This window comes from Gemmobacter nectariphilus DSM 15620, from assembly GCF_000429765.1.
Taxonomy (GTDB): Bacteria; Pseudomonadota; Alphaproteobacteria; order Rhodobacterales; family Rhodobacteraceae; genus Wagnerdoeblera; species Wagnerdoeblera nectariphila.
Genome location: NZ_AUCM01000003.1, coordinates 345319 through 364422 on the forward strand (window position 1 = coordinate 345319; position 19104 = coordinate 364422).

General features: G+C 65.5%; 20 protein-coding genes and 1 tRNA gene. 13 read left to right on the forward strand and 8 right to left on the reverse strand.

Going from position 1 to position 19104, the window contains the following annotated elements:
• Window positions 1-10: 10 nt before the first annotated feature.
• The 3 genes from ctaD to G481_RS0101655 all read right to left on the reverse strand — a co-directional run bounded on the left by ctaD (window position 11) and on the right by G481_RS0101655 (window position 2779).
• Window positions 11-1687, reverse strand: coding sequence for a cytochrome c oxidase subunit I (gene ctaD, locus G481_RS0101645; RefSeq protein WP_028028457.1), 1677 nt, complete (start codon window positions 1685-1687; stop codon window positions 11-13).
• A 154-nt stretch (window positions 1688-1841) separates the two neighbouring features.
• The gene (locus tag G481_RS0101650) at window positions 1842-2267 is read right to left on the reverse strand and encodes a MarR family winged helix-turn-helix transcriptional regulator (RefSeq protein WP_051294267.1); all 426 of its coding nucleotides are present in this window, start codon (window positions 2265-2267) and stop codon (window positions 1842-1844) included.
• Window positions 2268-2305: 38 nt separating this feature from the next.
• Entirely contained in the window at window positions 2306-2779 is a 474-nt protein-coding gene (locus tag G481_RS0101655) for a Rid family hydrolase (protein WP_028028459.1), read from the reverse strand.
• A gap of 162 nt (window positions 2780-2941) precedes the next feature.
• On the opposite strand from G481_RS0101655, the gene G481_RS0101660 reads away from it, so the two are divergent.
• Genes G481_RS0101660 through G481_RS0101670 form a run of 3 tightly spaced genes read left to right on the forward strand, consistent with a single transcriptional unit; the run spans window position 2942 to window position 4154 of the window.
• The gene (locus G481_RS0101660; protein WP_035024771.1) at window positions 2942-3340 is read left to right on the forward strand and encodes a VOC family protein; all 399 of its coding nucleotides are present in this window, start codon (window positions 2942-2944) and stop codon (window positions 3338-3340) included.
• On the forward strand, window positions 3333-3794 hold the full coding sequence (locus G481_RS0101665; protein WP_028028461.1) for a VOC family protein: 462 nt from the start codon (window positions 3333-3335) through the stop codon (window positions 3792-3794). The genes G481_RS0101660 and G481_RS0101665 overlap by 8 nt, the downstream gene beginning before the upstream one ends.
• A 3-nt stretch (window positions 3795-3797) precedes the next feature.
• Window positions 3798-4154 (forward strand): DUF1428 domain-containing protein, encoded by a 357-nt coding sequence (locus G481_RS0101670; protein ID WP_028028462.1) that lies wholly within the window; start codon window positions 3798-3800, stop codon window positions 4152-4154.
• Between the two features lie 52 nt (window positions 4155-4206).
• Here the strand turns inward: G481_RS0101670 and G481_RS0101675 are convergent, their stop codons facing one another.
• Window positions 4207-4617, reverse strand: a complete 411-nt coding sequence (locus tag G481_RS0101675; protein WP_028028463.1) for a c-type cytochrome — start codon at window positions 4615-4617, stop codon at window positions 4207-4209.
• An 86-nt stretch (window positions 4618-4703) separates the two neighbouring features.
• Window positions 4704-5402: a lipoyl(octanoyl) transferase LipB gene (lipB, locus tag G481_RS22545; RefSeq protein ID WP_051294268.1), complete on the reverse strand. Its 699-nt coding sequence runs from the start codon at window positions 5400-5402 to the stop codon at window positions 4704-4706.
• A 97-nt stretch (window positions 5403-5499) separates the two neighbouring features.
• Between lipB and G481_RS0101685 the strand changes: the two genes are divergently transcribed.
• The 5 genes from G481_RS0101685 (at window position 5500) to ilvN (ending at window position 11739) form a co-directional block, all read left to right on the forward strand.
• Entirely contained in the window at window positions 5500-6951 is a 1452-nt protein-coding gene (locus G481_RS0101685; RefSeq protein WP_028028464.1) for a peptidoglycan-binding domain-containing protein, read from the forward strand.
• A gap of 87 nt (window positions 6952-7038) precedes the next feature.
• A tRNA-Leu gene (locus G481_RS0101690) sits at window positions 7039-7125 on the forward strand.
• Window positions 7126-7456: 331 nt separating this feature from the next.
• A complete protein-coding gene (locus G481_RS24955; RefSeq protein ID WP_051294234.1) occupies window positions 7457-9019 on the forward strand; it encodes a calcium-binding protein in 1563 nt (520 codons plus the stop codon).
• Between the two features lie 340 nt (window positions 9020-9359).
• Complete coding sequence (locus G481_RS0101700) at window positions 9360-11108, forward strand: acetolactate synthase 3 large subunit (RefSeq protein ID WP_028028465.1); 1749 nt, start codon at window positions 9360-9362, stop codon at window positions 11106-11108.
• Window positions 11109-11178: 70 nt separating this feature from the next.
• On the forward strand, window positions 11179-11739 hold the full coding sequence (gene ilvN, locus G481_RS0101705) for an acetolactate synthase small subunit (RefSeq protein ID WP_028028466.1): 561 nt from the start codon (window positions 11179-11181) through the stop codon (window positions 11737-11739).
• A 19-nt stretch (window positions 11740-11758) separates the two neighbouring features.
• Here the strand turns inward: ilvN and G481_RS0101710 are convergent, their stop codons facing one another.
• Together G481_RS0101710 and G481_RS0101715 are read right to left on the reverse strand one after the other, a co-directional pair.
• Window positions 11759-12226, reverse strand: coding sequence for a hypothetical protein (locus tag G481_RS0101710; RefSeq protein WP_028028467.1), 468 nt, complete (start codon window positions 12224-12226; stop codon window positions 11759-11761).
• Window positions 12227-12283: 57 nt separating this feature from the next.
• The gene (locus tag G481_RS0101715) at window positions 12284-12919 is read right to left on the reverse strand and encodes a hypothetical protein (RefSeq protein WP_154664495.1); all 636 of its coding nucleotides are present in this window, start codon (window positions 12917-12919) and stop codon (window positions 12284-12286) included.
• 182 nt (window positions 12920-13101) lie between these two features.
• Here G481_RS0101715 and G481_RS22555 point away from each other — a divergent pair, with 182 nt between their 5' ends.
• The 5 genes from G481_RS22555 to G481_RS0101740 all read left to right on the forward strand — a co-directional run bounded on the left by G481_RS22555 (window position 13102) and on the right by G481_RS0101740 (window position 17722).
• Window positions 13102-13998, forward strand: a complete 897-nt coding sequence (locus G481_RS22555; RefSeq protein ID WP_035024774.1) for a DMT family transporter — start codon at window positions 13102-13104, stop codon at window positions 13996-13998.
• A 16-nt stretch (window positions 13999-14014) separates the two neighbouring features.
• Entirely contained in the window at window positions 14015-14902 is an 888-nt protein-coding gene (locus tag G481_RS22560) for a lysophospholipid acyltransferase family protein (protein WP_245594906.1), read from the forward strand.
• Between the two features lie 46 nt (window positions 14903-14948).
• Window positions 14949-16055 carry a pyridoxal phosphate-dependent aminotransferase gene (locus tag G481_RS0101730; protein WP_028028469.1) on the forward strand — a complete coding sequence of 369 codons (1107 nt, stop codon included), beginning with the start codon at window positions 14949-14951 and terminating at the stop codon, window positions 16053-16055.
• A gap of 66 nt (window positions 16056-16121) precedes the next feature.
• The gene (copM, locus tag G481_RS0101735; protein ID WP_028028470.1) at window positions 16122-16481 is read left to right on the forward strand and encodes a CopM family metallochaperone; all 360 of its coding nucleotides are present in this window, start codon (window positions 16122-16124) and stop codon (window positions 16479-16481) included.
• Between the two features lie 62 nt (window positions 16482-16543).
• Window positions 16544-17722 carry an MFS transporter gene (locus tag G481_RS0101740; RefSeq protein ID WP_028028471.1) on the forward strand — a complete coding sequence of 393 codons (1179 nt, stop codon included), beginning with the start codon at window positions 16544-16546 and terminating at the stop codon, window positions 17720-17722.
• 2 nt (window positions 17723-17724) lie between these two features.
• On the opposite strand, the gene ntrX is transcribed toward G481_RS0101740, so the two are convergent.
• Window positions 17725-19101 carry a nitrogen assimilation response regulator NtrX gene (ntrX, locus tag G481_RS0101745; protein WP_028028472.1) on the reverse strand — a complete coding sequence of 459 codons (1377 nt, stop codon included), beginning with the start codon at window positions 19099-19101 and terminating at the stop codon, window positions 17725-17727.
• Window positions 19102-19104 lie beyond the last annotated feature (3 nt).

Sequence of the window (19104 nt, forward strand, 5' to 3'; positions counted from 1 at the left end):
GCCTTTCGGATCAGTGGGCGTGGCCCTTGTCCCAGTCGGACTGCTTCGGCAGCTGCTCGAAGGTGTGTTCCGGCGGGGGCGACGGCAGGGTCCATTCCAGGGTGTCGGCGTATTCGTTCCAGTAGTTGGCGCGGCTTTCGCGTTTGCCCCAGAGCAGGGCATAGAACACGATGCCGATGAACAGCAGGAACGAGGCGAAGGAAATGAACGCGCCGATCGAGGAGATGTGGTTCCAGTAGGCGAAAGCCTCGGGGTAGTCGATGTAGCGGCGCGGCATGCCCTGACGGCCCAGGAAGTGCTGCGGGAAGAAGGTCAGGTTCGCACCGATGAACATCATCCAGAAGTGGATCTTGGCACCGAATTCCCAGTACTGCTTGCCCGACATCTTGCCGAACCAGTAGTAGATGCCGGCGAAGATCGCGAAGACCGCGCCCAGCGACATGACGTAGTGGAAGTGCGCCACGACGTAATAGGTGTCGTGGTAGGCCCGGTCGATGGCCGCTTGCGACAGCACGATCCCGGTCACGCCACCCACGGTGAACAGGAACAGGAAGCCGAAGGCCCAGAGCATCGGTGCCTCGAAGCTGATCGAGCCGCGCCACATGGTGGCGATCCAGCTGAACACCTTGACGCCCGTCGGCACCGCGATGACCATGGTGGCCAGCATGAAGTAGGACTGCTGGGTCAGCGACATGCCGACCGTGTACATGTGGTGCGCCCACACGACAAAGCCCAGCACGCCGATGGCAACCATCGCATAGACCATCGGCAGGTAGCCGAACACCGGCTTGCGGCTGAAGGTCGCGATGACGTGGCTGATGATGCCAAAGCCCGGCAGGATGATGATGTACACTTCCGGGTGGCCGAAGAACCACAGGATGTGCTGGTAAAGGATCGGGTCGCCGCCACCTGCGGGATCGAAGAAGGTGGTGCCGAAGTTGCGGTCCGTCAGCAGCATGGTGATGGCGCCGGCCAGCACGGGCAGCGACAGCAGGATCAGCCACGCGGTCACGAACACCGACCAGGCGAACAGCGGCACCTTGTGCAGGGTCATCCCCGGCGCGCGCATGTTCAGGAAGGTGGTGATGATGTTGATCGCCCCCAGGATCGACGAGGCGCCCGAGACGTGCACCGCAAAGATCGCAAGGTCGGTCGAGAAGCCGCCTTCACGCACCGACAGCGGCGGATACAGGACCCAGCCGATGCCCGAGCCCGGCTGTTCGTTGCCGCCCGGCGCGAACAGCGAGGCGACGGCCAGCGAGGTGCCGGCGAAATACAGCCAGTAGGACAGGTTGTTCAGGCGCGGGAACGCCATGTCCGGCGCGCCGATCTGCAGAGGCATGAAGAAGTTGCCGAAGCCGCCGAACAGCGCGGGAATGACGACGAAGAACATCATCAGGATGCCGTGGGCGGTGATCATCACGTTCCACAGGTGCCCGTTCGGGGTGCAGTCCGACGTTGCCGCCGGGGTCAGCACGCGCGCACCTTCCATGCACATGTACTGGACGCCAGGCTCCATCAGTTCCATGCGCATGTAGACGGTGAAGGCCACCGAAATCAGGCCGACGAGGCCTGAGGTGAAAAGATAAAGTATCCCGATGTCCTTGTGGTTGGTGGACATGAACCAGCGGGTAAAGAACCCGCGGGTGTCGTGCTCACCATGGCCATGGATGGCGGCGTCGGCCATGCTCGTCTCCCGTTCCTTGTTGGGTGGCGCGCAGGCAGAATCCCCTCCCGCGCGTGCCGGTCTCTGTCCGGTTTTAGAATGTGGCCGCAGCCGGGGCAATGCCGGACTTTGACTCAGGTCAAGTTTGAAGGGGCAACACACGGAATTGCTTGCGTCATTCCGTCGCAGGGGCGCGCGCGGCGCGGCCAAGGCCGTCAGCCAGCGCGGCAAGGTCGGCCCCCGGCATGGCCGCGTCCAGCGCGTCATGGGCGGCCTGCCAGAGCGGCAGTGCGGCGATCAGCCTGGCATGGCCCGCATCCGTCAGCGTCACGCGCCGGTTGCGCCGGTCGGCGGCGTCGGGGGCGGTCCGGGCCAGACCCTCGCGTTCCAGCACCTTGAGCGCGGCGGTCAGCGTGGTGCGGTCCATCGCCAGAAAGGGCGCCAGATCCGAGATGCGCGGCGGCTCGGGCCGGTTCAGCGCCATCAGCAGCGAGAACTGCCCGTTGGTCAGCCCGACCGGGCGCAAGGCCGCGTCAAAGCGGCGCGCCAGGGCCCTTGCGGCACGCTGCGCTGCAAGGCACAGGCAACGGTCGCGCACCATCTGGGTGGCGGCAAAGGGCAGTGTCGCGCATGCGCCGCTCACGCCGGTCCCGCAGACAGGCTGGCCACCGCGCGCAGCTCGACCAGACCGCCGGGCACGATCAGGCCCGCGACCTCGACCGCTGTCCAGGCCGGGTAGGGCGCCGTCAGATAGCGTGCCCGGACCTGCATGAAGGTGTCCATGTGCCGGGCCATGTCGACGTGATAGGTGGTCAGTTCGACCACATCGTCCAGCCCGGCGCCCGCGGCAGCCAGAATGGCCGCCAGCGCCTCGAAGGCGGTGGCGAACTGGGCGGCCGGATCGCGCACCGCGACCAGCGCGGTTAGCGGGGCATCCGGGTCCGCCGTCGTCGCCTCGGCCCCGGCAAGGCCGGTCGGGGGCGGGTTGCCATCCGGGCTGGTCCCGATGATGCCCGAGCAGAACAGCAGGTTCCCCGCCCGCACCGCGGGGGCAAAGTGCCACTGGTCATGCACCGCGCGCAGGGCAGGGGGGATGATGGCGTCTCGGGTCATGGCGTGGTCCCTGTGTCTCGAATGCCCATGGCTTATGGGCCATCCCCCACCGCGGCGCAAAGGGGGCGCTGGCGGAAATCGGCGGCCATGTGACGGTGTCACAGATATATGTTGACATCAACATATATGCCCCGGATGCTTTTCCGGCAAGGAGGAAGCGCCATGAATGTCTTCATCAATCTGCCCGTCGCCGATCTGGACCGCACGCGGCAGTTCTTTGCGGGGCTGGGGTTCGGCTTTGACGACACCTTCAGCGACGACAAGGCCGTCGCCATGAAGCTGTCCGACGCGGCCAGCGTCATGCTGCTCAGGCGCGAGTTCTTTCAGACCTTCACCCCGCGCCCGTTGAACGATGGCAGCACGACCGAGGTTCTGGTTGCCGTGCAATGCGAAAGCCGCGCGGCGGTGGATGCCATGGTGGCCCGCGCGCTGGCCACGGGCGGCGCCGCTGTCCGCCCGCCCGAGGATCACGGCTTCATGTATGGCCACGCGTTTGCCGACCCGGATGGCCATATCTGGGAACCCTTCTGGATGAACCCCGGGGGGGCCGCCAATGGCTGAGATCGCCACCTGCCTGTGGTTCGACACCGCCGCCGAAGAGGCCGCGCGCTGCTATGTCGGGCTGGTGCCGGGCAGCCGTCTGGGGCGCATCCGGCGCCCCGCAGCGGATGCCCCGGCGGTGATCGTCGAATTCTCGCTGGCCGGGGTGCCCTATGTCGCGCTGAACGGTGGGCCGCAGGTGCGGCACAGTCCGGCCGCCTCGATCGTGGTGACGCTGCCTGACCAGGCCTCGGCCGATGCGCTGTGGCAGGCGCATCTGGCCGCCGGATCGTCCGTGGTGCGATGCGGCTGGATGACCGACCGCTGGGGCCTGTCGTGGCAGATCGTGCCTGCGGGGCTGCATGATCTGTTGTTCGGCCCGGACCCGGAGGCCAATGCCCGCGCCTATGCCTGCCTTCAGGGGCAGATGCGCATCGACCTGGCCGCAATCGCGGCCGCAGCACAGGGGACATAAGCCATGAGTTTCATCGACGGAATGATCTTGCCGGTTCCTGCGGCCAACAAGGATGCCTATCGCGCGCATTCCGAAAAAAGCTGGCCGCTGTTCCAGAAGGCCGGCGCGCTGGCGATGCGCGAATGCTGGGGCGAGGATCTGCCCGAGGGTCAGGTGACCTCCATGCCCATGGCGGTCAGGCTGGAGCCGGGCGAGACGGTGGTGTTTTCCTGGATCGAATGGCCCGACCGCGCAACGCGTGACAAGGCCTGGGCGGCGCTGATGGCCGACGAGGCCTTTGGCGCCATGATGCAGCAGATGCCCTGCGATGCGCGGCGCATGACCTGGGGCGGGTTCGCACCGCTGCTCGATTGCCACTGAACGCGAACGGGCGGCGCCCTGCGGCGCCGCCCGACAATCCCTTGCCTGCGGGTCAGTTGGCCGAGACCGAGACGAGCCAGGCCGCGATATCCTCGCCGCCCTTCTTGAGCTTGAAGGTCATGTTGGATTTCACGGCGTTGTCGCCGGTATATTCCTTGATGAACTTGCTCGGATCCTCGACGTATTTCTCGAAGGTCTCGGCATCCCAGACCAGACCCTTTTCGCCCGCTTCCTTCAGGCCGGGGCCATATTTGAAATCGGTCGAGCCGGCCGCGCGGCCGATGACGCCGTAAAGGTTCGGGCCGGTCTTGCCGCCCTTGACGATGACCGTGCCGTCTGCCGCCTCGACCGTGTGGCAGGCCTTGCACTTGCCGAATTCCTTCTCGCCCTTGGCGATATCCCCTTCGGCAAGCGCCGGTGTCGCCAGCGCGAATGCGGCGAGTGCAGTGGCAATACGTGTCATTTTCATCTGGCAGCCCTTTCGGATTGATGCTGGTCGCGCAAATCATACATCAGTCTTGCACGATCGGCATGGGTAAGAGTGTCACATCATCCTTTGCCGGCGACTTCCGGCCGGGAACAGGTGGTTGGCGCCCCCATCGCCGGGCCGAAGGTGCGCATCAAGGCCGCATCCAGATCGCCCATGTCAACCGGCAGCCCCAGATCCACCAGCGAGGTGACGCCGTGGTCGCGGATGCCACAAGGCACGATGCCGCTGAAATGGTCCAGATCGGGCTCGACATTGATCGAGATGCCATGAAAGCTGACCCAGCGGCGCAGCTTGATGCCGATGGCGGCGATCTTGTCCTCGCGCGGCTGGCCGTCGGGGCCGGGGGCCTTGTCGGGGCGCGTGACCCAGACACCGACCCGGCCATCGCGAATCTCGCCCCGCACGTTGAACTCGGCCAGCGCGGCGATCACCCAGGCCTCGAGCGCACGGACAAAACAGCGCACATCGCGCCCGCGCGCGGCGACATCCAGCATGACATAGATCACGCGCTGGCCGGGGCCGTGGTAGGTATATTGCCCGCCCCGCCCGGCCGCATGAACCGGAAAGCGCCCCGGCGCCGTCAGGTCGGCCGGATTGGCCGAGGTTCCGGCGGTATACAGCGGCGGATGTTCCAGCAGCCAGACGGCCTCGGGGGCGGTGCCGGCGCGAATCGCCTCGACCCGGGCCTCCATGGCGGCAAGGGCCGTTTCATAGGGGACAAGCCCGGGCCAGACCTGCCATTCCACACCGTCCTGCATCATGGATTCCCGACCCCGGCCAGTTTTGACTTTGTTGCGCGCTGTGTCGTGTTAGACTGGCACCAACAGGTATTCCAGTCATTGAAGGGTTTCCACCATGAAGGCAAAGCGTATCGCGACGGCGCTTGTTGCGGCAGGCGTGGCGCTTGGTCCGGTGCAGTCCAGCGCCGGGGACGCGCTGGCCGGGGGACTCGTGGGTGCGGTGATCGGCGGTCTGATCGTCAACGAGATGCACAAGAACAAGGCCCGCCAAGCGACGACGGTGCGCCGATCGACCTCGACATCGACGACCAGCACGCGCGAGGCCAACCGCGAAGTGCAGACCGCGCTGAACTATTTCGGCTATAACGTGGGCACGCCGGATGGCTCGATCGGACCGCGCTCGCGCACGGGGATCGCGCAGTATCAGGCGCTGATGGGCTATCCGCCGACCGGCCAGCTGACCGACTTCGAGCGCACCATCCTTGTAACCGCCTATCAGCGGGCCATCATCGGCGGGCCGGCGACGATGCAGGTGGCCGCCAGCCATCCGCAGGGCACGCGCGGGCTGTTGCTGATGCAGCGCGACCAGATGGCCGGCCTGCCGGCGGGCGGATTCGGGTCCGGCACCATGGCCGCCGCCGGAACGATGGCGCCCCAGCAGGTGCCGCAAGCGCCCACGGTTCCGACCTTTGCCGCACCGGCGCCCGCCCCTGCAGCGCCGGCCGCACCGGCCCTGCCGAATTTCTTTGGCGGCACGGCGGTGATGGCCTCGCTTGCCTCGCATTGCAACAAGGTCAGCCTGTTGACCAACACCAACGGTGGCTTTGTCACTGCGGCCAGCATGACCGACCCGACCTTTGCCTTGTCGGAACAGTTCTGCCTGGCCCGCACCTATGCGATGGCGCAGGGCGAGGATCTGGTCGCCAAGATGCCGGGCACCACGCCGCAGCAGGTGGCCGAGCAATGCGCAGGCCTTGGCCCGGCGATGGAGGATTACGTCACCGCCCTGTCCTTGCAGGACCGCGATACGGTCCTGCAGGGCGTGTCGGGATTCGTGCTGTCGTCGGGCATGGCCCCGGCGCAGATGGCGGCCACCGCGCGCATCTGCCTTGGGTCGGGCTATACGACCGACGACATGAAGATTGCCATCGGATCGGCGTTGCTGCTGACCGTGCTGGGCGAAAAGGGCTATGCCGAGCTGCTGGGGCATCATCTCAGCCAGGGGTTCGGGGCCAGCCAGCGCACCGATCTGGCGCTGCCCTGGTATGACATGAGCCTTGATGCCGCTGCGAGCGGCACCACGCTGGTCTTTGCCCCCGGCATGCCAGACCGTGCGGCGCTGATCCGCAAGGCGGCCTATACGCTGGGCGGCAAGGCCTCGCTGGAGCCTGCGGCGCCCGCCGTGCCGGTGTTCGCGGTGCCGACCCAGCCCGCCGCCGCGCCGGCCCAGATTGCCGCGACGGCCCCGGCGGCCCAGGACGCCGCAGCCCCGGCGGCGCCCACCCGCACCGGCGTTGCGGCCCTGCCGCTGGCGGCGCGGCTGCCGTTCATGGTGTTTGGACAGTAATGTCGCAAAATACGGCAGGGGGGGTGAAAATCCCCCTTTTCAATGCCGCGGCGCTTCGCTAGAAGCCGCATCACCAAGCCAGAACATGCGGTTGTGGCGGAATTGGTAGACGCGCAGCGTTGAGGTCGCTGTGGGGTAACTCCCGTGGAAGTTCGAGTCTTCTCAACCGCACCATTCTGATCGAACAAGCCCCGGTAACTCCGGGGCTTTTCGCATTTGATCCCCCTGTTTCCCGATGACTGGCCAGACCGGACCGCGCTGCAGGGCGGGCCAGCCGCGCCCATCCGATCGCAAATGACAAAGGCGCCACAATTGCGACCCTTGGGGCAGGGCGCGATGCGCGGGCGATTGTCCACATATGCGCCACGATTGATTAACCAAATACGGAAAATCACCGCGAGGCCGCCCGATTGCCAACACATTTGGCGGCAAGAAAAGCGGTCATGCAACGAGTGCAGCCCCTCTCGTCCGGTCGGGAGGCCCCTATCGCAAGAAAGGACTTCATATGAGCACGCAGTATTTCAGCGGCATCCAGATCACTACCGACAACTTCGGCACTCCGGTCAGTGTGTCGGCAAGCACGATGGCCTGGACGACCTCGACCTATTTTCGTTTCCGCTACACGCTGGATGACCCGCAAGCGAATGAGTTCTCGTCGATCACCATGGCTCTGGCGTCGCCCTCGAAGCTGCATGCGAGCACGGTAAATGGCAATCGTGTCTATCTGGACGATGCGGCGGTGATCGGCCGGATCGGCTGGGGCACCAGTGCTGCTACGGTGATGATCGTCCAGACCGGGTTGAACCAGTTCAGCCTGTTCAACCTTGCGGGTGACGAACTGCCGACTTTCGCCGATGCCGAGGACTATGCGAACTTCATGCTCTCGCTCACGTCGCTGACCTCGGACCTGCCGACGGGCCTGTCGCAGTTCGGTCACAGCACGCTCCAGAACGTGACCCGCAGCCCGTCCTATGTTGCCACCAGCGAAGATGACTTCCTGGCCGGCGTCGACGGCGTCGATCTGTGGACGCTTGTGCCGCTGGAAACCTTTGACGGCAACGATACCGTCTATGGCACCTCGGCGACCGACTGGGTTCGTGGCGGCGACGGCAACGACTTTCTGTCGGGTCTGGACGGAGACGACCGTCTGTATGGCGAGTTCGGAAATGATGCGCTGTATGGTGGCCTGGGCAACGATAGCCTTTATGGGGGCTATGGCCGCGATTACGTTGAAGGCGGCGACGGCAACGACAGCGTGAGCGGCGGCGACTACAACGACACGATCTTTGGCGGCAACGGCGCCGACCGCCTGAACGGCGAGGTCGGCCACGACCGTCTGTTCGGCGGGCTCGACAACGACACCATCTATGGCGGCAGCGGCCACGACGAGATGGAAGGCGAAGCGGGCGACGACGTGATGCGTGGCGATAATGGCCAGGACGTGATGTTCGGAGGCGACGGTGCTGACAGCATGGACGGCGGCAAGAACGAAGACCTGATGTATGGTGGCAACGGCAACGACACCATGAGTGGCGGCTCGTTCAACGATACCATCTATGGTGACAGCGGTGCAGACCTGATCAAGGGTGGTTCGGGCGCTGATCAGATCTTCGGTGGCTCGGGCAATGACAAGATCCTCGGCGATACCGGCAACGACTCCATTTTCGGTGGCACGGGCCTTGATACGATCGAAGGTGGCGTCGGCGATGATTACATCGACGGTGGCGACGAAAATGACTGGATGCGTGGAGGCTATGGCAACGACACCATCATGTCGGGCCTTGGTGATGATACCATGATCGGCCTGACCGGCGCCGACAGCTTCGTGATCGAATCCGTGACCGGCCACGATCTGATCACCGACTTCCGCGGCGATTATGGCGATCTGCTGTATATCCATGCCGACTTGGCGGCCGATGTCACTGCCGCGATGGATCTGGCGACGCAGGATGGCACCTCGGTCGTGTTCGACTTCGGTTTGGCCGGGTCGCTGACCGTGGCCAAGTCGACGCTGGAACATGTCGAGCAGTATCTGCAAATCTGGTCGGACGACGTTCCGTATCTTTGATCCCGGATCGCGATGGCGGCACAAAGGGCGGGGGCGCAAGCCTCTGCCCTTTCCATTTGCGGGCCCTCTTTCGCGAAGTTTCCCGCTGCTGCCATCATTGGAAAGAAAATATCGCGAAACTGCGTCTGTGCGACACTTTTTCACGACCTTTGCGGTTGACGCTGCTTGCGGCGGGCCCTAATGTCCGGCCAGCCGCACGAAAGGGGCAAGGGATGACGGGTCTTGTTGTAATTCGGGGATCTTGGCGCATGGGCCGGTAACGGACGCCAGACCTTACTCCCATGCGCCCCCGGAAAACCCGGGGGCTTTTTGTTGCGCGGTTCGGACAAGCGAGGATGACATGTCGCGGATGATGACGGGTGCGAAGATGGTGGTGCAGGCCCTGAGGGATCAGGGGGTCGAAGTCGTATTCGGCTATCCTGGCGGGGCCGTCCTTCCGATTTACGACGAGATCTTCCAGCAGAACGACATTCGTCACGTCCTGGTGCGCCACGAACAGGGCGCGGTGCACATGGCCGAAGGCTATGCCCGCTCGACCGGCAAGCCGGGGGTGGTGCTGGTGACCTCGGGTCCGGGGGCGACCAATGCGGTGACGGGCATCGTCGATGCGCTGATGGATTCGATCCCGCTGGTGGTGCTGTCGGGGCAGGTGCCGACCTTCATGATCGGGACCGACGGCTTTCAGGAAGCCGACACCGTGGGCATCACCCGCCCGGTGACCAAGATGAACTGGCTGGTGAAGGACACGGCGAAACTGTCGGAAACCATCCATCAGGCGTTCCACGTTGCCACCTCGGGCCGCCCTGGTCCGGTGCTGATCGACATCCCCAAGGATGTGCAATTCGCCGAAGCCGCCTATACCGAGCCGCAAAAGGCACGCACCTCGCATTATCAGCCCAAGGTGAAGGGCGATATCGAGGCGATCACCCGCATGGTCGAGCTGCTGGAGACGGCAGAGCGCCCGGTGTTCTATACCGGCGGCGGCGTGATCAACTCGGGCCCCGGTGCGGCGCAGCTGCTGCGCGAATGGGTGGATGCGGCGGGTGTGCCGATCACCTCGACCCTGATGGGCCTGGGCGCCTATCCGGCCAGCGGCAAGCACTGGCTGGGGATGCTGGGGATGCACGGCCTTTACGAGGCCAACCTGGCGATGCACGGCTGCGATCTGATGATCAACGTGGGCGCGCGGTTCGACGACCGCATCACCGGCCGGGTGGCGGATTTCAGCCCGAACTCGGCCAAGGTGCATATCGACATCGATGCCTCGAGCATCAACAAGGTGATCCGGGTGGATGTGCCGATCGTGGGCGATGTCGGCCATGTGCTGGAAGATGCGCTGCGCCTGTGGAAGGCGCGTGGCCGCAAGGTCAACCGCGAGGCGCTCGCGCGCTGGTGGGACCAGATCAACGAGTGGAAGAAGATCAACTGCCTGGCGTTCAAGCCCTCGGCCAGCTCGATCAAGCCGCAATACGCGCTGCAACGCCTGCAAGAGCTGACCAAGGACCACCCCAAGCGCTACATCACCACCGAGGTGGGGCAGCACCAGATGTGGGCCGCGCAGTTCCTGCACTTTGACCAGCCGAACCGCTGGATGACCAGTGGCGGGCTGGGCACGATGGGCTATGGCCTGCCGGCCAGCATCGGCGTGCAGGTGGCCCATCCCGATGCGCTGGTGATCAACGTCGCGGGCGAGGCGAGCTGGCTGATGAACATGCAGGAAATGGGCACGGCCATGCAGTTCCGCGCCCCGGTCAAGCAGTTCATCCTGAACAACGAACGGCTGGGCATGGTGCGCCAGTGGCAAGAGCTGCTGCATGGCGAGCGGTATTCGTCGTCCTGGTCCGAAAGCCTGCCCGATTTCGTCAAGCTGGCCGAGGCCTTTGGCTGCAAGGGCATCAAGTGCAGCGATCCGGCCGATCTGGATGACGCGATCCGCGAGATGCTGGCCTATGACGGGCCGGTGATCTTTGATTGCCTGGTGGAAAAGCATGAAAACTGCTTCCCCATGATCCCGTCGGGCAAGCCGCATAACGAGATGCTGCTTGCGGCCGATGCCAGCGCCTTCAAGTCGGGCGCCGTGCTGGTGTGAGATCGCGGGACCGGGGGTTTTGCACCCCCGGACCCCCGCAGGATATTTCTGGACAGATGAAGGGGACGACATGTCGCCGCTGAATATCAAGCAAGGCTCGACCAGCCATTCCGCCTATGACCTGCGCGATCCCTATACCGAGGTGATCGAGAGCCATACGCTGGCCGTGATCGTGGACAACGAATCCGGTGTGCTGGCGCGCGTCATCGGGCTGTTTTCCGGCCGGGGCTACAATATCGACAGCCTCACCGTGGCCGAGGTGGACCACACCGGGCACCGCAGCCGGATCACCATCGTCACGCGCGGCACGCCCCAGGTGATCGACCAGATCAAGGCGCAGCTGGCGCGGATGGTGCCGGTGCACGAGGTGCACGACCTGACGGTCGACGGCCCTTCGGTGGAACGGGAGCTTGCGCTGCTGAAGGTGGCGGGCAAGGGCGATCACCGGATCGAGGCGCTGCGCCTGGCCGAGATTTTCCGCGCCAATGTGGTGGACAGCACGCTGGAAAGCTTTGTGTTCGAGATGACCGGCGCGCCGGAAAAGATCGACGCCTTTGCCGAGCTGATGCGCCCGCTGGGCCTGCGCGAGATTGCGCGCACCGGCGTTGCCGCGCTGGCGCGGGGGCTTTAGGCCCGCGCGAGCGTGCAGGTCATTCGACCAGAAAGCCCCTGCGTGCTTCGGTGATCAGGGGCTTTTGCATGATTTCGGCGGTGGCGGGCACATGGGTCAAGGTGCATCCGGCCGTCACAGGCGGAATGGCTGCACCCGGCGCAAGGCGCACCACGGGGAAATGGTCGGCGTCCGGGATCAGCTCGGTCGGCCCCAGGCGGATTCGTGTGTTCTGGATCGTGTCGTAGATGAATTCCACGACGGCATTGCGGCCCGGCTGGGGCAGGACAAAGCCGCAGATGCCCACACGGCCCTGACGGGCGACAGGCTTGAGCACCAGCGAGATTTCTCCGCGGCCGATCAGATCGGCGGTAAAGATCGACCAGCCGTCATTGGGCTTGAAGGCAACGGTGAAATCCTGGGCCGCGGCCGGCTGGGCCCAGGCAAGGCCAAGAACCAGAAGCCAGCGTGCGGCGCGGGATCGGGGCTGTGCGATGATGTTCGACATCTCTGTGCGACCTTGTCCAATCGGTGCCGCGCCGGTTCGCGGATCCGGCGCGGCTGTTCAATCCTGAACGTACCCCTTGCGAAGTTCGGCTTTCATCGGCTGGCGCAAGAGGTCAGGGCTGGCAGGCACCCTGGTCAGCGTGCATCCCGCCTGTGTTCCGATAATGTCCTTGCCGATCGTCGGTTTCAACACTCGAAAATGATCAGCATCCGGGATCAGCTGTTTCGAGCCAAGCGTGAAACGCGTGTCCTGGATCGTCGCGTGGATCAGCCGCACGACCGCATTGCCATCGGGCACCGCGACGCCGCACAGCCCGACACGCCCTTGCCAGGCGACAGGCTTGAAGATCAGGGCGATCTGTCCAGCACCGTGATAGGTGATCGTGGACATGTGCCAGCCGTCATTCGGCTTGATCGGCATGGTGAAGTCCTGGGCGCTGGCCGGCTGGGAAGCGGCAAGACCGGCGGCAAGCAAGGTGGCGCAAATCCATGTCGTCTTCAAAATCGCAAAATCCTTGTTCATGGTCATGATCGCCCGGGATCGGGGCAATGCGGGCTGGGTGCCAGAACAGGCACGCAAGACCCGGTGGCCAGGCGCACTCAGGCCATCCAGTGCGTCATCAAAGGTGCATCCGAAACGTGATGATCTGTCAAATTCCCCCTTGAGTCCAAAGGTTAGGCTGCGCGGGCCCATCTGGCAAGCCGTCCGTCACAGACCTTGTGCAAGGTCAGGGTGATGCAAGGGCATGTGCGAATACGCCTTTCGGCCCGCCCTGGTTGTCGCTAGGAAGACCGGGTTGCCGACAAGGAGTGTTGCATGCCGTTTTCCAGCGCCCCGCCAGAGCCCTTGTCGGCCCCTGATCCGAAGGGTCGGTCATGAAGGGCGCGAACCAGACCGGAACCGCCATCGGGCTGATGCTGGGCGCCGTGCTGATCTTCACGGTCATGGACACGCTGGCCAAATGGATGACCCAGCATTACTCGCCGCTGCAGGTGGTATGGTCGCGCTATACCGGGCAGACGGTGATCGTGCTGGTGCTGCTGGCGCCGCGCCTGTTGCCGTTGATGCGCACGCGCAACCTTGGGGCGCATATGCTGCGGTCTGTGTTCCAGTTCGGGGCGACGGCCTGTTTCTTTGCAGCCCTTGGTCAGATCGGTCTGGCCGAGGCCACCGCGATTGCCGATCTCAATCCGGTGCTGATCACGCTGGGGGCGGCTCTGTTCCTGGGCGAGCGGCTGGGGCCGCGGCGGCTGGCGGGGGTGTTTGTCTCGCTGGTCGGGGCGCTGATCATCATCCGGCCCGGCCTTGGGGTGTTCAGCTGGGCGGCGCTGCTGCCGCTGGGGACGGCGGTCTGTTATTCGGGCTATGCGCTGGTGACGCGCAAGCTGGGCGCGACCGAGCCGGTCTGGACCTCGCTGATCTATACCGCGCTGGTGGGCACGGCGATCACCTCGGCCATCGTGCCGTTTCACTGGGAGCCGGTGGCGATGGAACATTGGTTGCCGTTTGCTGCGGTGGGGCTGCTGGGGGCGGCAGCGCAGCTGTGCATGATCCGGGCCTTTTCGCTGGCCGAGGCCTCGGCCATTGCGCCCTTCAGCTATACGGGGCTGCTCTTTGCGACGCTGTGGGGCTTTCTGTTCTTTGGCGAGGTGCCCGATGCGATGACCGGCCTTGGTGCGCTTGTGATCGTGCTGGCGGGACTTTATGTCTGGCACCGCGAAACCCGCGCGGCGCGGGCGGCAGAGGGCAATGCAGGTCAGTCTGAAGCATAGGGCGGAAAATGCGGTCATGCGCGGCCTGATCGGCCTGGCGCTGGCCTTGCCCTATCGTGTTCGGGTGCCGCTGTTTGGCTGGCTGGTGTCGCGTGTGGTGGCGCCGCTGGCTGGCTGGCACCGACGGATCCGGGCCAATCTGGCGCTGGTCTGGCCCGATCTGCCCGAGGCCGAGGTGCGAAGGCTGTGCCGCGAGGTGCCCGACAATGTGGGCCGCACGGTGATCGAGATCTATTCGGGCCCCGAGTTCATTGCCCGCGCGGCGGCCACGGCGCCGACGGGGCCGGGGGTGGCGGCGCTGGATGCAGCCCATGCCGCGAGGCGGCCAGTGATCCTGGTGACAGGGCATTTTGGCAATTACGATGCCAGCCGCGCGGCGCTGTCGGCGCGTGGGTTCCCGATCGGCTCGCTGTATATGCCGATGAAGAACGCGGCCTTCAACGCGCATTACGAGGCGGCGATCTCGGCCATTGCATCGCCCATCTTTCCGCGTGGCAAGCCGGGGCTGGCGGCAATGGTGCGGCATCTGCGGGCTGGCAAGATGCTGGGGATGCTGGTCGATCACAACATGAGCCATGGCGCCCCGCTGGGGTTCTTTGGCGTCGAGGCGCTGACGGCGCTGTCGGCGGCGGAACTTGCGCTGAAATACGATGCGCTGCTGGTGCCGACCTATGGCATTCGCCAGCCGGACGGGTTGGGGTTCGAGATCGTGGTCGAGGCGCCGATCCCGCATTCGACGCCCGAGGCGATGACCCAGGCGCTGAACGATTCGCTCGAGGCGCTGGTGCGCCAGCATCCGGGGCAGTGGTTCTGGGTGCATCGGCGCTGGAAGGGTGGCGGCGGGCGCAAGGCGGGGGGCCAGCCCCCCGCGCCCCCCGCTCAGGAGGGCGGTCTGCCCTCCTGAGAACCACCCGAGGGTATTTCTGAAAAGGCAAAGCACGGGGAGAGGGCTGATGGGGCCGCGATATACGGAACTGGTGGCAGGGTTGCCCTCGTCGGTGCCCTTTGTGGGACCCGAGGCGCAGGAGCGGGCGCGGGGGGCGGGGTTTGCCGCCCGGCTGGGCGCGAATGAAAGCCGCTTTGGCCCGTCGCCCCGGGCGGTGGCCGCGATGTCCGCAGCTGCAGGCGAGGCCTGGATGTATGGCGACCCCGAGGCCTATGAGCTGCGCGAGGCGATTGCGGCCCATCATGGCGTGACGCGTGCCCATGTGCTGGTGGGCGAGGGGATTGACGGGATCCTTGGCAATCTGGTGCGGCTGCTGATCGCGCCGGGGGATGCGGTCGTCACCTCGGACGGGGCCTATCCGACGTTCAATTTCCATGTCGCGGGCTTTGGCGGGGTGCTGCACAAGGTGCCCTATGCCGGGAACCACGAGGATCCGGCGGCGCTGGTGGCCAAGGCGGCCGAGGTCGGGGCCAAGCTGGTCTATATTGCCAATCCTGACAATCCGATGGCCAGCTGGCATGGCCGCGCGGCGATCGAGGCGATGATCGAGGCCTTGCCCGAGGGCTGCCTGCTGGCGCTGGACGAGGCCTATGTGGAACTGGCCCCCGAGGGGACGGCAGCCGAGGTGGCGGCCGATGATCCCCGGGTGATCCGGCTGCGGACCTTTTCCAAGGGGCATGGGCTGGCCGGGCTGCGGGTGGGCTATGCGCTGGCGGCGCCGGGGCTGATTTCGGCCTTTGACAAGGTGCGCAACCATTTCGGCATGGGCCGCATCGCGCAGGCCGGGGCGCTGGCGGCGTTGCAAGACCAGGGCTGGCTGGACGAGGTGCGGGCCAAGGTTGCGGCCTCGCGCGAGCGGCTGGCCGCGATTGCGCGGGAAAGCGGGCTGGAGCCGCTGCCTTCGGCCACCAATTTCGTGACGATGGATTGTGGCGGCGATGGCGCCTTGGCGCGGGCGGTGGTGCAGGCGCTGGGGCGGCGCGGGATCTTTGTGCGGATGCCCTTTGTCGCCCCGCATGATCGCTGCATCCGGGTCAGCTGCGGCACCGGGGCGGATCTGGATCTGTTCGCCGCCGCCTTGCCCGAGGCGCTGGCCGAGGCGCGGGGCTGACGGTTTCGTGACTTGCCTTCCCGTTGCAGGAAGCCTGCAGGGCAGCCGTGGAAGGAGACCCTTGTCATGTCGATCAGAACCACCACTCTTGCGCTGATGTTCCTTGCGGCCGCCGGTCCGGTGGCGGCCCAGCATGTCGGCCATTCCGGCCACATGGCCAGCCCGTCCGACAGCGCGGCCGTCCAGGCCTTTCGCGAGGCCAATGCCCGGATGCATGGCGGCATGGATATCGAGTTCACCGGCAATGCCGATGTCGATTTCATCCGCGGCATGATCCCGCATCACGAAGGCGCGGTCGCCATGGCGCGCATCGTGCTGGACCACGGGTCGGACCCCGAGGTGCGCAAGCTGGCCGAAGGCGTGATCGCCGCGCAAGAGGCTGAAATCGCCTGGATGAAGGACTGGCTGGCGAAGAACGGCCACTGACGGGTGCCCTTGCATCTTCCCGGTCCCGCCGCCAAAGTCGCGCCGGGATCAGGGAGGATCGCATGAAACTGGGGATTGCGGCGCTGGTGGTGGGCTATGTGCTCAGCCAGTTCTACCGGGCGTTTCTGGCCGTTCTGGCGCCAGTGTTGCAAAGCGATCTGGGCGCCAGCCCGGCGCAACTGGCCGATGCCTCGGGGCTGTGGTTCCTGGTCTTTGCCGCCATGCAGATCCCCGTCGGCATTGCGCTGGACCGGATCGGGCCACGCCGCACGGTGGCCAGCATTCTGGGGCTGGCCGGGGCAGGCGGGACGGCGCTGTTTGCCATGGCGCAGGGGCCGGGGGCGATTGTCGCGGCGATGGCGCTCATCGGTGTGGGATGCTCGCCCGTGCTGATGTCGTCGTTCTACATCTTTGCGCGGACCTATTCGCCGGCGGTGTTCGGAACGCTCGCGGGGCTGTTGATCGGGGTGGGCAACCTGGGCAATCTGGGCGCCGCGCTGCCGCTGTCGCTGGCGGTCGAGGCCTTTGGCTGGCGCGAGACGGTGGCGGCGCTGGCCGTGGTGACGCTGGTGGTGGCGCTGGCCATGTGGCGGTTCATTCAGGATCCGCCTGTGGTGCCTGCCGCAGAAGGGCAGGGCGGGATGGGGCAGGTGCTGCGCAACCCGTCGATCTGGGCGATCTTCATCCTGATGGCGGCCGGCTATGCCCCGTCGGCGGCAATCCGCGGGCTGTGGGTCGGCCCCTATTTCAGCGATGTGATGGCGGCCAGCGCGGCGCAGATCGGCACCGTGACGCTGATCATGGGCTTTGCCATGGTCGCGGGCAACTTTGCCTATGGCCCGATGGACCGGCTGTTCGGGTCGCGCAAATGGCCCAATCTGATCGGCAATCTGTGCGGCGCGGCGGCTTTGGCGCTCTTGTGGCTGGCGCCGGCACCGGGCTGGTGGGCGGCGGTCGCGCTGATTGCGGCGGTCGGGTTCTTTGGCATGTCCTTCCCGCTGATGATGGCACATGGGCGGGCGTTCTTTCCGCCGCATCTGGTGGGGCGCGGCGTGACCGTTCTGAACCTGTTCGGCATCGGCGGCGTCGGGCTGATGCAGGTGGCCTCGGGGCGGGTGTTCACTGCTGCATCGGCGGGGGGCGAGCCGGTGGCGGCCTATGGCGCGCTGTTCGGCTTTTTCGCCGTGGTCATCGCGATCGGCTGCGGGGCCTATGCGTTTTCGCAGGACCGCACCGACTGAGGCTATTCGTCGTCCTTGCCCTTGCCGGTGACGACGCCCAGCGATTTCAGCTTGCGATGGAGGGCGCTGCGCTCCATCCCGACGAAATTCGCGGTGCGGCTGATATTGCCGCCAAAGCGCTGGATCTGGGTCAGCAGATATTCCCGCTCGAACAGCTCGCGCGCCTCGCGCAGGGGCAGGGTGGCCAGCTGGCCGCCCAGCACCAGCCGCCCTTCGTCACTGCCCGGCTCGGATTCGCCTTGCAATTCGCGCACGCCGATCGGCTCGGCGCTTTCGCCCAGGATCAGCACCCGCTCGATCAGGTTGCGCAGCTGGCGCACGTTGCCGGGCCAGGTCATGGTCTGCAGCATTGCCTCGGCCTCGGATCCGATCTCGCGCAGCGGCAGGCCCTGCGCCTTGTGGAATCCGTCGATGAAATGGCGGGCCAGCAGGGGAATATCCTCGCGCCGTTCGGTCAGGCCGGGAACGGCAATCGGCACGACGTTCAGCCGGTCATAGAGTTCCTGCCGGAACCGGCCGGCCGAAATCTCGGTCCTCAGATCGCGCGTGGTCGAGGAGATGACCCGCAGATCCACCCGCACCTTGTCGGTGCCGCCAACGCGCAGGAAAGTCTGGTCGACCAGCACCCGCAGGATTTTCGACTGGGTGCCAGGGGGCATGTCGGCCACCTCGTCCAGATAGACAACGCCGCCATGGGCCTGTTCCAGCAGCCCCTTGTCCACCCCGCGCCCGGGCGTTTCGCGGCCGAACAGCACCTCTTCCATCCGATCGGGTTCGATGGTTGCGGCCGAGACCGACACGAAAGGCGCCGCAGCCCGGTTGGAATTGGCGTGGATATAGCGGGCCGCAACCTCTTTGCCCGCGCCAGACGGGCCGGTCAGCATGACGCGGCCATTCGATTTCGTCACCTTGTCGAGCTGCGATTTCAGCCCGCGGAAGGCGGCCGATGTGCCGATCAGATCCGAGGTGGTCAGATCGCGCCGCCGCAGTTCCACATTCTCGCGCCGCAGGCGGCTGGTTTCCATCGCCCGGCCCACCACGACCATCAGCTGGTCGATGTTGAAGGGCTTTTCGATGAAGTCATAGGCGCCTTGCTTGATCGCCGCGACCGCCAGTTCGATATTGCCATGGCCCGAGATGATGACGACCGGAATGCCGGGATTGTCGCGCTTGATGGTTTTCAGAATGTCGATGCCGTCCATCCGGCTGTCTTTCAGCCAGATGTCCAGGATCATCAGCGCGGGCGGTTCGGTGTTCACCGCCTCCATGCACTCGTCGGAATTGGCAGCCAGCCGGGTGGAATAGCCCTCGTCCTTGAGGATGTCGGAAATCAGCTCGCGAATGTCGCGCTCGTCGTCCACGATCAGGATATCGGACATGAT